Origin of the sequence: Alcanivorax sp. HI0007, assembly GCF_001635525.1 — a bacterium.
Taxonomy (GTDB): Bacteria; Pseudomonadota; Gammaproteobacteria; order Pseudomonadales; family Alcanivoracaceae; genus Alcanivorax.
Genome location: NZ_LWEJ01000250.1, coordinates 1 through 14,045, shown reverse-complemented (window position 1 = coordinate 14,045; position 14,045 = coordinate 1). Strand labels below are relative to the sequence as shown.

The 14,045-nt window shown below is 58.4% G+C and carries 9 protein-coding genes and 1 tRNA gene; 3 read left to right on the top strand and 7 right to left on the bottom strand.

Features of this window, described 5'->3' with window-relative positions; genetic code table 11:
• Nucleotides 1-665: RNA polymerase sigma factor RpoD (gene rpoD / locus A3714_RS13620; protein WP_063527194.1), on the top strand; the 665-nt coding region annotated here is incomplete at its 5' end.
• A 66-nt stretch (nt 666-731) separates the two neighbouring features.
• A tRNA-Ile gene (locus A3714_RS13615) sits at nt 732-808 on the top strand.
• 110 nt (nt 809-918) lie between these two features.
• Here the strand turns inward: A3714_RS13615 and A3714_RS13610 are convergent.
• Nucleotides 919-1,848 (bottom strand): DUF808 domain-containing protein, encoded by a 930-nt coding sequence (locus A3714_RS13610; protein ID WP_063525724.1) that lies wholly within the window; start codon nt 1,846-1,848, stop codon nt 919-921.
• Nucleotides 1,849-1,996: 148 nt separating this feature from the next.
• Between A3714_RS13610 and A3714_RS13605 the strand changes: the two genes are divergently transcribed.
• Complete coding sequence (locus tag A3714_RS13605; RefSeq protein ID WP_063509173.1) at nt 1,997-2,689, top strand: 4'-phosphopantetheinyl transferase; 693 nt, start codon at nt 1,997-1,999, stop codon at nt 2,687-2,689.
• Here the strand turns inward: A3714_RS13605 and fhuF are convergent.
• From fhuF to A3714_RS13575, 6 genes are all read right to left on the bottom strand, one after another.
• Entirely contained in the window at nt 2,664-3,428 is a 765-nt protein-coding gene (fhuF, locus tag A3714_RS13600; protein WP_063509174.1) for a siderophore-iron reductase FhuF, read from the bottom strand. The genes A3714_RS13605 and fhuF overlap by 26 nt on opposite strands.
• On the bottom strand, nt 3,428-4,720 hold the full coding sequence (locus A3714_RS13595; protein ID WP_063509175.1) for a lysine N(6)-hydroxylase/L-ornithine N(5)-oxygenase family protein: 1,293 nt from the start codon (nt 4,718-4,720) through the stop codon (nt 3,428-3,430). The genes fhuF and A3714_RS13595 overlap by 1 nt, the downstream gene beginning before the upstream one ends.
• A 99-nt stretch (nt 4,721-4,819) precedes the next feature.
• Entirely contained in the window at nt 4,820-5,800 is a 981-nt protein-coding gene (locus tag A3714_RS13590; RefSeq protein WP_063509176.1) for a GNAT family N-acetyltransferase, read from the bottom strand.
• The gene (locus A3714_RS13585) at nt 5,790-8,123 is read right to left on the bottom strand and encodes a TonB-dependent siderophore receptor (RefSeq protein WP_231866047.1); all 2,334 of its coding nucleotides are present in this window, start codon (nt 8,121-8,123) and stop codon (nt 5,790-5,792) included. Before A3714_RS13585 ends, A3714_RS13590 begins: the two co-directional genes overlap by 11 nt.
• Nucleotides 8,124-8,183: 60 nt before the next feature.
• Entirely contained in the window at nt 8,184-13,643 is a 5,460-nt protein-coding gene (locus A3714_RS13580; RefSeq protein WP_063525722.1) for a non-ribosomal peptide synthetase, read from the bottom strand.
• Nucleotides 13,640-14,045: phosphopantetheine-binding protein (locus tag A3714_RS13575; protein WP_156493867.1), on the bottom strand; the 406-nt coding region annotated here is incomplete at its 5' end. The genes A3714_RS13580 and A3714_RS13575, both read right to left, overlap by 4 nt.

Genomic DNA, 14,045 nt, shown 5'->3' with positions numbered 1-14,045 from the left:
CCAACCGCGGTCTGCAGTTCCTCGACCTGATCCAGGAAGGCAACATCGGCTTGATGAAGGCCGTGGACAAGTTCGAATACCGCCGTGGCTACAAGTTCTCCACCTATGCCACCTGGTGGATCCGTCAGGCCATTACCCGCTCTATCGCCGACCAGGCGCGCACCATCCGTATCCCGGTGCACATGATAGAGACGATCAACAAGATCAACCGGGTACAGCGCCAGATGCTGCAGGAAATGGGCCGCGAACCGACCCCGGAAGAACTGGGCGTGCGTCTGGAAATGCCGGAAGACAAGGTCCGTAAGGTACTGAAGATCGCCAAAGAGCCGATCTCCATGGAAACCCCCATCGGTGACGATGAAGATTCCAGCCTGGGCGACTTTATCGAGGACGGCAACATGGAATCCCCGGTGGACTCCGCTACCTCGCTGGGCCTGGAAGAAGCCACCCGCGAAGTACTGGCCAACCTGACCGCCCGGGAAGCCAAGGTCCTGCGCATGCGTTTCGGTATCGACATGAACACGGACCACACCCTCGAGGAAGTGGGCAAGCAGTTCGACGTGACCCGTGAGCGTATTCGTCAGATAGAAGCCAAGGCGCTGCGCAAGCTGCGCCACCCCAGCCGCAGCGAACACTTGCGCAGCTTCCTTGACGGCGACCTGTAACACTTGAAAAAAATTGCCGGCCACCGAATAATCGGCGGCCGGCATTTTATTGTCCTTCCGTTTTTCGGGCCTATAGCTCAGCTGGTTAGAGCAGTCGACTCATAATCGATTGGTCCCAGGTTCAAGTCCTGGTGGGCCCACCATTACCTTCGATCGCGCTGTGTATTTCGCTCTCGCGAAATAAGAGCATCCTGTCACATACCTCTGACACACGGCCTCCTCACACATCAGCAAGTGGACTATTGCGCTATATTCATGAGCCCACAGTGGCAGAACGCAGCCGCCCCACCATCGTGACGACAGCAAGCACCATGGCGCCTGCCACCAGCCCGCCAATCAGGTTTACCAGTAACGGCACCAACCAGGACACTGCGCCAACCATTTCCTGCAGGTGATGCACCCAGTCATGGGAGCCGGGAATGCCGTGGACCAGGATGCCACCGCCCACCAGAAACATGGCAGCAGTGCCAACCACAGACAAAGTCTTCATCAACCAGGGGGCGAGAAACAGGATACCTTTGCCCAGGGCAATTCGCGCCCCGGCGCCAGATGCCTGAGGATCCGTCTTTGCCAGGTACAGGCCGGCGTCATCCAGCTTCACAATACCGGCAACCAGACCGTAAACGCCGATCGTCATCAACACGGCAATGGTACAAATTGCCGCGACCTGAACACCAAAAGTCGCCGACTGTACCGCCCCCAATGAAATCACAATGATCTCGGCGGACAGGATAAAGTCGGTGCGGATAGCGCCCTTGATCTTCTGCTTTTCAAACGCCACCAGGTCCACCGCCGGGTCGGCAACCGCTTTCAGGGTTTCCCGATGCTCATGTTCCTGTTCTTCCTTGTGAAAGAACTTATGCACCAGCTTTTCGCAACCTTCGTAACAAAGGAAGGCGCCGCCTATCATCAGCAACGGCGTAATCAACCAGGGAAGGAAGGCACTGATCAACAAGGCGGCAGGTACCAGTATCAACTTATTGAGAGCCGACCCCTTGGCCACCGCCCACACCACCGGCAATTCCCTGTTTGCTTTCACGCCGGACACCTGCTCGGCATTCAACGCCAGATCATCGCCCAGCACCCCGGCGGTTTTCTTGGCCGCCACCTTGGTCATAACGGAAACGTCATCCAGCAAGGTAGCAATATCATCGATCAGGGCAAGCAGGCTGGTTCCGGCCATGAAAATCTCCTTTTTCGTCGTAACACGCTTACACGTGCATTAATGGCCGAGTCTACCGTCACTGATTCCCCAGCGCATCGCTAACCTGCCCCCTCTTTTCCTGCGAGTTTGTTATAGTGCGATCAACGCCATCAACAGCCCAGAAACCATGCCGGAATACCAGCGCCCACAGTGTCTTTCCAACATCCATCGCGAGGAAATCGCCGATGGGTTGATCCGTGTTGGCTGCCACTATCACACTGACAGGCTACTTGATGACAGTTTTCAGCGGGCAGATATCTCCCTGCCGACATCGCTGGCATCATCCGTGGGCAAGCGTAGAACCGAATATCTTGCCGGGCGCTGGTGCGCCCGGGAAGCCCTACGTCTGCTGGGCGTCGAAGGCATACCAGGCATGGGCTCCGACAGAGCCCCCCAATGGCCAGACGGCACTGTCGGAAGCATTACTCACAGCAAGGGCACAGCAGAAGTCATGGTGGCCGATGCCCGGCACTGGCTGGCGGTGGGTCTGGACACGGAGCAATGGTTAACGGCAGAGCGGGCAGACCGCCTGTGCCGTGAATTGCTGACCAGCGAGGAAAGAGAGCATCTGAGAGGGCTCTCGCCGATACAACGGGCCAACCGGATCACCCTGATCTTTTCCGCCAAGGAAAGCCTGTTCAAGGCGCTCTACCCGCTCACCGGCAAGCGTTTTTATTTCCATGACGCCGCCCGGCGCAACCCACGCTCACTCACCTTGCTGACGACGCTGACAGAGCAGTGGAAACACGGCACCGAGATCCCCTTTCGCTGGCGGGAACGCCAGCAGGGCGTACTCAGCTGGATTGCCTTGCCACGGTAGGAGCCTGCGCCATCTGCCCTTTCTTGCAAAGGCGAGGGCAATCTTCGCAAAGGGGCATATCCGGTAAACGGAAGCGAATACAGCAGGTCCTACGTACGATCATCGCGTCACCGGTGTTCTGATTCAGCCGCTCCCGGTAGGCACCGGCCAACGGGTTGGCAGTGCCATCGGCAAAGGTTTCACATTCCAGAATGGCCTTGCCCGGCTGCCACATCATTGCCGGCAGACCGGCCTTTTCCAGCTCCCCCAGAAACCAGCGAATATAGCGGCTGGCATTACTCCACAGGACGCGTGGAGACAGACCCAACGCCTGTTGCCAGCCGCTGATCACTGTCTCCATATTCTCCCGAATCAGGGGCTCGAAACGGGTCAGGGGATGGGCGCCGACCGGCACACTGGCCCCTTCATGCTCCAGCACAAAGCAGGACGGCAAGCCTTCCTGATTCAGCTCCAGGTGCATGGCGCTCGGGTGTATCGGCAGACTGCGCTGCAGAATCAGGTTGGCGCCCAATACCGGCGGCACCAGGTAAAGGAAATAATACTTGCTCCAGATCGACAGCAAGGCGCGCTCATCTTCACCCTGGAGATCGGGGCGGAACCGGTGGAGTTGCCGGCGCAGGGCATCCGGCTCAAACAGAGCCACAAGGGGCAGGGCCGGCTCCCCCGCTGCCGCCAGACGCAACATCGGGGCATAGCTAGCAAAAGCCCCCTGGAACAAGGGGGCCAGGGACGGGATCATCAGCTGGCGCAAGCAGCGGCGGCGGGTCGCTTCTCACGTCGCAGCAGGGCATCCACCACTTCCTGGGAACGCACCGCCAGCACCGACAACAGGGTATCGCTGAGCCCATGGGTTTCCTCGCAGCAGCCCTGCAGGAACACATTGGCATGGCAACCTTCAGCCATGGGCAGTCGGTAACAGCGCTCAATGCCCTGCGGCGACAGCCAGTCAGCCATGGGAGCGAGCAGGCGTTCATGGCCATCCCGGTTGTACCCGGTGGCCAACACCACGCCATCGTACTCTTCCACCTGCTCGACACCGGCATCCTTGTCGCGCAGGGTCATCTGCACTGTCTTGCCGTCATTGACCACCGCCACGATATCCCGGTTGGACAGATAGCGGTGCTGTACCTTGCCAGTGATTTTCTGCAGATAGAGACGCTCGTAGATTTGCTCGATCTCGGCCATATCCACCACCGCATAGTTGGTCTGGCTGAATCGCTGCAGGAAATCCCGACGCTCCGCTTCCGGGCGACCGTAGATGGTATCAGTAAAGGCCGGATCGAAGATTTCGTTCACAAAGGCACTGTCATCGGAGGGATGCAGAGCCCGGCTGCGAGACACCAGATCCATGTTGCCGTGGGGGTACTGGTTCATCAGATCCAGATAGATTTCCGCCGCACTCTGGCCAGCGCCGATCACCGCAATGCGAGGCGCCTCATGACGTCCGAAACGCTCATATTCATGTTTATAGCGGGAAGAATGGACCATGTTGTCGCCCATCTTGCCGGCGAACACCGGCGGTATCCGTGGATAACCGCCAATGCCGATTACCAGATTGCGGGTAAAGATTTCTTTCTCACTACCATCCGCTTGCCGGGATCGAACACGCACCCATTCCACCTCACCGCCCTGCACTACCGGCTCGATGGCGATTACCTCCTGGCCATAGTGCACCCGATCACTGAATTGATCGGCGGCCCAACGCATGTAGTCGTTGTATTCCACACGGGTGGGAAAGAAGGTGCCCATGTTGATAAAGGAATCCAGCCGATGCTGATCATGCAGGTAGTTGACGAAGGTAAAACGGCTGGCCGGGTTGCGGAGCGTGGCAAGATCTTTCAGAAAAGACACCTGCATGCGAGTGCCTTCCAGCAGCATGCCACCATGCCACTCAAAGCGGGGCTGTTTTTCCAGGAAACAATACTGCAGATCATCCAGTTCTGCCTGCTCTTGCAGGGCAATAGCAATGGCCAGGTTTGCTGGACCAAAGCCAATACCAACAACGTCGTATTCCTGAGTGTGAACGCTCATGGGGGGTCGTCCTCAATGTGCGGGTTATCCAATCACCGGCATGACATTCATGCCAGCCACCTGCTGCCGGATAGTGGTGGGCAGCGCGCCATGGGATTTTCAGCTCAGCTCGCAGCGCTCAAAAAACGCCTCACGATGCAGCACCATCAGGGCTGCGCGCTTGTGCGGAAAATCGAACTCCTTTGGCTTGGCAAAACGCCTGGCTTGGAGGTGTTGAATCATCCTGTCGTTATCCGAGCGCGGCTCGGACACGATCCGCCGGGTACGGCAGTCATCGAGAAACAGATAGTGGCAAAGCGCATTGAGCCACGCTTTTACCTTGTGGGGACCCCGGTGGTGTTCTTCACCCACCAGCATGTGGATACCCCGGTCAAAATCGTCCGCATCGTAATAGGGCGCGATACGGTCTTCCTTGGTCCAGTACGCCTCGAAATAGGCGAAGGGTTCATCATCAATACAACCGATCAGGTTAAGCACACGCGGATCCTTTGCCTGGCTTTCCAGGTAACGGCGGTGCTCTTCCCGCGTACCACTCTGTTCCCAGAATGCGGCAACTCGTTCGCTATTCTGCCAGCGCATAAAGCGCTCCAGGTCGGCATCAATATCCAGCATGCGCAATGACACCCAGGCATTGATGCCCTGGTCATAACGCCGGTAAACCTCACCCGTCGGCTTGGCTGGGCGGAGCGGATGGCGTCGCCCACTGGCGTCCATCACCATGGTGACCGGATAGGGTCTGCCCAGATGTGTCGGCAACCAGTCATCCGGCAACTGCCAGAGCATATCCCGCTCCAGCACATAGCCATCACCGTCATCCTGAACCATGAACCCGGCATGAAACCGGTCAGAAAACCGTAGCGAGTTCACCTCAGGATGGGTCACAAAAAAGGCATAGGCGGCCCGGCGCAACAGCGCCGGGTCGTCTATGGATTGCTGAACCATGCCACTCTTGTCACCAAGCTGGACGGTCAACAGGTCCTGATCATTGCACTGGCACAGCCAGTGCTCAGAGAGGTCAAACACATCCAGCCGCTGCCCGTGGGGCAGCGGGATGGAAGCATGTTGGGACTTACCAGGCATAGCTAACGCTGCCGATCACGCTACGACGATCGCCATACCAGCACCAAAAGTTACAGGTCGCAACATATTCCTTGTCTTCGATATTTTTCGCAGCAACCTGGAATTTGAAGTTATCCCACTGATAACTGACGGTGGCATCCCAAAGCATATGGGAATCCACTTTGAATGAGCGGGTTTCCAAATCATCGCCATAGGTCGCTCCGACATAACGCACACCGGAGCCAACCGACAACCCGTTCATTACGCCACCCAATACCGTGTACTTGCCCCACAAAGAGCCAAGCCGTTTGGCGACCTGGTTGGGCTGGTTACCAATGACCGCATCACCACGGATATCTTCGGTGATTTCAGGCTCCAGGAAGGTCATGTTACCCACGACACTGATACTCGGGGTGATATTGGCCACCGCCTCAAGTTCAACGCCCTGACTTTCCACTTCGCCGATCTGCGTCAAATTACCTACCGTGTCATTGCGGGTCAGATTTTCATGACTGATATCAAAGACAGCAGCATTGAAGTAACCATCAAAGCCATCCGGCTGCACCTTTACACCCAGTTCGATCTGATCGCCCTGTTCCGGCTTGGCCGCATTATCATTCTGGTCAAGCTGAATGACCGGCTGGAAAAACTGCGAATAGCTGGCATAGGTAGTAACACCGCCATCAAACAGCCATGCAGCTCCGGCATTGGCCGTCCACTGCTCATCACTGACATCCAGATCGGCACTGGCATCTGCTTTGTTGCGGAACTCGGTATCGACCTTATCAAACCTGGTACCAAGAGTAAGAACCAGATGGTCCTGGATTTTTACCTGATCTTGCAGGTAGGCACCCAGTTGATAGCTGTCGGTGGTGCGACGTTGAAGATCCGCCTCCGTCAGCGGCTGTGCCACACCGGGGGTCGGACCATTCAACAGTACGATATCGCTTTCAGCGGAATACTGCGGGTTGTAGACATTTAACGTATTAGGCGCGTAGACGCCAGGGGCTATCTGCTCACCGACCACTGGATCATTGGCATAGTCCTTGCCATCGATTTTCAGCAACTGATAGTCCAGGCCAGCAAGAAGCGTATGCTCCATGCCATTGAAATCCCAGTTGTAGATAAAGCGGTTATCGGCATTCAAGCTGTCAGCATGGCCCTCTTCCGTGGAGATATAACGAACCACCTCGGTTCGGCCGGTCGGGACACCAAAGTCATCGGCATAGGCAAGCGCGTACATTTGCCGCAAATCCACTTCGATGCGGCCATAGCGGACATTTTGCTGGAATGAAACCTGATCACTGAAGTCATGATCCAGCTGGTAACCGAAGGTATATTGGGTTCGATCAAACCGCTCAAAATCCGGGTTGCCAACGGCGACATCGTCATCAATAAAACCGTTTCCACCCTCGCTTTTATTGAGTGTTCCCTCAGCAAGATGAAACTGCAGATAAGGATCGGAGTTATCTTCCTGATAGCTCGCCAGCAAGGTCAGGTTGGTTTTTTCACCCAGATTCAGCTTCAGTGAAGGCGCAAACAGCACACGCTCCTGCTCGACATCATCAACCTGCGTGCCACTTTCCCTGGCCAGCGCAACGACTCGAAAAGCATGACCATCACTCACCGGCGCACCGGCATCCACAGATATCTGCTTGCGATCCCAGGTCCCATACTGCACACCTACAGATCCGAAGGAGTAATCCTGTGGTCGTTTGCTGATAACGTTAATGACACCACCGGGAGGGGTCTGGCCATAAAGGACCGAAGAGGGGCCGCGAAGGATTTCCACCCGCTCCAGCAGGAAAGGGTCAATCTGCCAGCTGTAGAAGCCGTTGGAATAGGTGCGGGTGCCATCACGATACAGACCGTTGTTAGCCTGTTTGAACCCTCGAACAATAAACCAGTCCTGCTTATTGTCTTCACCATAAAAACCGGCCTGGATACCGGGCGTATAACGCAATGCATCGCTGATGCTCACAGCAGCCCGGTCATTCATTTGCTCACGGGTCACGATGGAAATTGAGCGCGGGGTTTCACTGACCGGCGTGTCGGTCTTGGTCGCGGTCATGCTCCGTTGACCTACATAGCCGAAGTCATCGCCGCCGTAGGCGTCTTCAGACTGATCCGCATTTACCTCGATGGTTTGCAGCTCTTCTTGCTGTGTCGCCTCCTGCTCTTCCGCCCATGCCGGCGTGGCGGCCAGGGCAATGGTAATGGCCAGAGCCAACGGATGACGGCTGGTTTGCAGCCCCCGGATCAGGCCAGTACTGGTCCGATTCCCCATGGTGGTTCTCCTAACGTTCGTAACGATCACAATAATAGGAATGATTCGCATCTGCATTATACAGATTGCCAAGCTGACAACCAGTGCACATTTATTTCGGTTTATTTGTCGCTTGGGTCAATCGATCAGGGATACACAGGTATCAAGGATGTCGGGCAAGCCGTTGATCAGACCCTCTTCCCTGACAATGCCAAGATGATCAGCCTGCAGGATTTCGCTATGCGCCAGGCAAGCGAATACCTGCAACCCTGCACGCAAGCGGTCTGCTCGGCCCCGCGGTTCGCTGGCCCACCAGCTGTGTACCGGAGTCTCCAGCTGCGGCAATTGATATCCCCAGCACAGGGCGCGCAGGTGCTGTTCCACTGCCCAGGCATGCAGCAATTGGGACGCACTGTCAGCCATCACGGGCTCCACCGACTGCTCCTGCATCCAGTGGCGGAAGAGCCCCGGCCATTGTGATGGCGCACCGTCCCGCAGCCGTTCGATGCAGCTATCCAGAGCCTTGCCGGTAAGCGCGGGCAGCAACATGCCCAGATGCTCCCGGAGCGTCTGTTGGGCCTCGGGCGACGTCCACTGATCTTCCGGTACTTCATGGCCCGGCACATAGGTATCCAGCAAGCCGAGAAAGGCCACCGATTCCCCCGCGGCTTCCAGACGTTTACCCAGCTCCATGGCCAGGGCCCCACCCAGCGACCAGCCCAGCAGATAATAGGGGCCTTGCGGTTGTGCCTGACGCAGGGTGCGGTAGTAACGTTCGGCCATTTCTTCCAGGGAAGGATCAAACCATCCTTCCTCCAGGAAACTCCGTGACTGCAAGCCATTGACCTGCCACTGCCCATCCAGCGCGCTCGCAATGGCTTGATAACCGGTCACGCGGCCAGTGACCGGATGCGGGCACCACAGCACAGGGGCATCGGGGCTGTGATTCAGTGGCGTGACCAGCGCCGGGTCGGCCTGGGCTTCACGAGGCGCCTCCGCCAGGGCCAGCAATGCCAGCAACTCCTGACGGTACCGGCCACACAGGTGCTGAATACGCCGGGCATCATAGTGGCTGCTGGCGTAATCCCAGACCAGTTCCAGTTTTCCCGCAACGACCTGACCATTAATCGCCAGCGGCGCGGCCATGGGGTTGTTGTCTGCCTGTGGTTTGCCGCCCCCCTGCAGCGGCGTAAAGCCCTGGATCAAGGCGTCGTCGTGGTACTGGCCCAGATAATTGAAGGTCACCGGCGCATCGGCACTGCCATTAAGCGGACTCTCCGTGAGATAACGCAAAACACCATAGCCCACTCCGCCATCGGTCTCGGCTTGCTTCAGTTGTTGTGACACCGCAAACAGGTTCTGGCGTGGGTCGCTGTCGTAAGGCAAGGCCAGCGGATAAAGGCTGGTGAACCAGCCGAGCGTCCGGCTCAGGTCCAGCCCCGGAGCCAGGCGGTTTTCGCGACCGTGGCCTTCCAGGTTGATGGTAAGAGGTCGATTTGTCGTAGGAGCGTCGCTGGCGGCGCGATTTTTCACAATTGCGGATCGCGCCGCGAGCGACGCTCCTACACGAGATTGCTGCAAGGTTCGGGTGAGTGCCGTCAGCAACAACGCCGGCACCGTTACCCCCAATTTGGTGGGCGCCTCCTGCAAAAGCCGGCGGGTGTCTTCGTGACTCAGGGACAAGGAAGCCGTCTGTTTTTCCGCATAGGCCGGCAAAGGCTCGCCGCGCTTTTCCGGTTTCTGCCCCTTCCAAAACGGCAGGCGTTGCTCGCCCTTTTCTTCCCACCATTGCTGCAGGGCCTGATGCCAGTCAGCCAGATTATGGGTCCGTTCCGGCAAGGCAATATCCTTGCCTCCCTGCACCTGCTGGTAAGCATTCAACAGATCTTCCAGCAGGATTCGCCAGGACACCCCGTCCACAGCCAGGTGGTGAATCACCAGCAACAGGCGATCCGGCTGATCCGGTGCGGAAACATATAACGCTCGCAGCAACTCGCCGGTTTCAATATTCAGGCTTTGCTGGGCCTGTTCACACAGTGCTGCAACCTGGTCTTCACCGGAGGCTTCACGCCACCACAGCAGTTCCCCCGGCGGTGTGTCGACAGGCAGACATTCCTGCTGCCAGCCCTCTGGGTGATTGGTGAACCGCAAACGCAACGCATCGTGCTGTCGATACAAGGCGTGCAACGTGGCCTCCAAAGCCTGCCGCTCCATCGGCGCGTCCAGAGCCAGCCACAAATGCTGGTTCCAGTGACTGGGGCTGGGCGGGTTCAGGGAGAAAAAGTTTTGCTGGATCGGCAGCAATGAAACCGGCCCCAGCATGGGCGCCTGGGAAATAGCGGTTGCCTCTGCACTGACCACCACTGCCGCCAGATCCTTGAGCAACGGTTGCTCGAAGAGTTCTTTGGGGCTGACTGCCAGACCCTGCTGCCTGGCGCGGCTTACTACCTGGAGTGCCAGAATGGAATCGCCGCCCAGAGCAAAGAAGTGGTCGTCACGGCTGACGTTATCCACGCCCAGTAATGGCTGCCAGATATCGGCGAGAATTTTTTCGTTGTCGGTTTGTGGAGGCTCGCCTTGGCCAGTGGTTTGCCATTGCGGTTGCGGCAGTGCCTTGCGGTCCACCTTGCCCGCCGGGGTTAACGGCAGAGCTTCCAGGGTGATCAGCTGACTGGGGACCATGTAGTCCGGCAGGGAGGCGGACAGGTCAGCGAGGATAGTGGCAGCATCCAGCGCCGCTCCTACAGGATCGCGTAGCACGATATAGCCAACCAACCTGTCACCCGTCGGTGAGGGCTGAGCCACCACCGCTGCCTCGCGGATTTGATCAAACGCCAATAGCTGACTTTCGATTTCGCCCAGCTCAATGCGGAAGCCGCGAATCTTCACCTGCTGATCCACCCGGCCCAGATATTCCATGACGCCGTCGTCGCGGAATTGCACCAGGTCCCCGGTGCGGTACATGCGCTCGCCGGGCTCACCGAACGGATCGGGGAGAAAGCGTTCGGCGGTCAGGTCCGGGCGGCCGTGGTAACCGCGGGCCAGGCCCACTTCATTACCGATATAGAGTTCACCGGCCACACCAACAGGAACCCGGTTGAGATCCTGGTCCAGCACATAGAGTTTTCGTGGACCGACGGCGGTACCGATGGGGGCGTAGGCACTGGTCAGCGTATCCCCCGGATAGGCCGCCCACAGCATGGGCGTGACCACGGTTTCCGTGGGGCCATAACCGTTAAGAATGCGCTGCGGTTTCAGCACCTGTTGCATGCGCTCGAAGGTTTCCCGGGTAAAGGCTTCGCCCCCCAGGGTCCAGGAACGCACTTTTAGTTCCGGCTGTTCCTGTTCGATCCAATCCAGTAACGGCCCCACATAGCTGGGCGGGAAACAGGCGATGGTGACGTTTTCTTTTTCCAGCACCTCGCAACATTTTTCCGCACTCCATAGTTCCTGGTCGCGGATGACCACGCGGGAGCCAAACGCCAATGGCACCGTCCAGCGCTCCACGGCGCCATCGAAACTGATGGACGCAAATTGCAGTTCCACATCCTCCGGTGTCATGCCGTAGCGCTCACCGATGGTCTGCACATGCATGGACAGACCGCCGTTGGTCAGTGCCACCCCTTTGGGTTTACCGGTGGAACCGGAGGTGTAAATGACGTAGGCAAGCTGGCCGGGATGCGGTTCGTTATGCAGGTTTGTCGGGGAATAACCTTGCAGAGCCAGTGTCTCCACTCGCACCGGGGTTAGTCCATCAACACGGGGCAGGCTCTCAGCCAGATCCGACGAGGTCAGCAACAGGCTCGCGCCACTGTCTTCCAGCATGTAACGCAAACGATCCGCAGGGTACCCCGGGTCCAGCGGCAGGAAGGCGCCGCCGGCTTTCATCACCGCCAGGAAGGCTTCGATCATGGTGACGCCGCGCTCGAAGGAAACGCCCACCACATCGTCCGCTTTTACTCCCTGCTCAATCAGGTAACGCGCCAGTTGGTTAGAGCGGGCTTCCAGCTCCGCAAAGGAAACCCGGGTATCGCCATGCACCAGGGCAATGGCATCACCCTGCTCGGCCGCCTGCCGCGAAAACAGGGACACAAAGCTTTCCGACTGCCACTCACCGCTGCCCTGCCCCCACTGTTCCAGCCGGGGCAGATCGTCGCCGGCCACCTCGATAGTACCCAGACGACACTGACCATCGCTGAAGGCATCCAGCACAGCTTCCATGGCCTGCTGCAAACGCCTCGCGGTTTCGCCATGAAAACGGTCCGCGGCATAGGTCAGCGTCAGTGCCAGCGCCCCGTTGTCGCTTTCGTGCACATCCAGCGCCAGATCAAAGAGTGCATGGGGGACGCCCTGGGACAGCGGCGTAATGGTGACATCCTGGTCCAGATGACGGCTGCCGCCATCGCGACGCTGATAGTTGAACAGCACCTGGAACAGGGGCGTTTCGCCCGGCTCTCTTTGCGGAGACAGGGACGCCACCAGCTGGTCAAAGGGCAGCGCCTGATGAGCCTGGGCATCCAGCATGGTCTGATGCAACTTCCCCACCCATTCATACACCGTTAGCGCCGCTTGCGGTTTGCCGCGTATCACCAGGGTGTTCACAAAGAAACCCACCAGCGCTTCCACTTCCGAGCGCTCGCGATTGGCGACCGGCACGCCCACCGGAATATCACGTCGACCACCAACCGCAGCCAGTGCCCATTGCCAGGCAGCCAGCACCACGGTGAACAGGGTGGTGTCGTTGTAACGGGCCAGCTTTTGCAGCGCCGCCTGCAAGTGTTGCGGCAGGGTCCATTGCACACTGGCCGCCTGACGCAAATCGTTCTTTTCCGGGTTGCGATCATGGGCAATCAACAACGGCGGCTGAGCTCTCTCCTGTTGATCATGACCCAGTTGTTCCCGCCAATAGGCCAACTGCCGGTCCCGCTCACCGGCATCCAGCCAGGCCTTTTGCCAGAGGGCATAGTCCGCGTACTGAATGGACAAGGGAGACAGGGGCGCATCGGACAGATAGGCACGGGCCAGGTCGGTAAAGAACACGTCCATGGACCAACCATCGGAGACCAGATGGTGCATGACCAGTTGTAGCCGCCATTGCTGATCGGTCACTTGCAGCAGCTGCACGCGCAACGGGTTGTCCCGCTCCAGTACAAAGGGTCTACGGGCATGTTCGTCCGCAAGGGTCTGGCGGGCATTGTCCTCCAGCGCCCGGGCATCACGCTGCTCCACGGACAGGGGCGCGGCTGCAATCCATTGCTGCGCCTGGCCATTTTCCTCTACAAAACGGGTGCGCAGACTGTCGTGCCGATCTGCCACCGCTGCCACGGCACGCAACAGACGCGCCACATCCAGCGGACCTGACAACATAAAGGCGGCAGTCAGATGGTAGGCCGTGTTATCCGGTTCCAGTTGATGGATAGTCCACAACCGTTGCTGGGCCGGCGCCAGTGGAATTCGTTTCGGGCGGTGCCCGGCGACAATAGGCAACCGCTCAAAGGGAATGCCCTTTTCACTCAGCTTCTGCAGAAAGACGGCCTGCTTGCTTTCATCCAGCGCCATAAAACGCTGGGCCAGTGCTGCCTTATCAAGTTGACTCATAAATCTTCCAGGTCATCCAGCAGGTCGGCCATGGCCGCCAGATCGTCGTCTTCCTGCTGTTTTGCTTCACCGTTGTGCTGGTCCACCAGGGCCGCCAGCGCCTGCAGGGAGTCGGCCTCGAACAGGGCACGCAGGGGCACAGCCACCCCCCAACGATCACGTAAGGCCGCCACCACACGGGTGGCCAGCAGGGAGTGTCCGCCCAACGCGAAGAAATTATCGTCCAGTCCAACGCGAGACTGGCCGAGCAGTTCCTCCCACAGGCCCGCCAGTTGCTGTTCCGTCTCCGTTTGCGGCGCACGATATTCCCGGGCCTGCCATTGCGGGGCCGGCAGGGCCTTGCGGTCCAGCTTGCCGTTGGGTGACAGGGGCATCTTTTCGAGCACCATGAACAGGGACGGC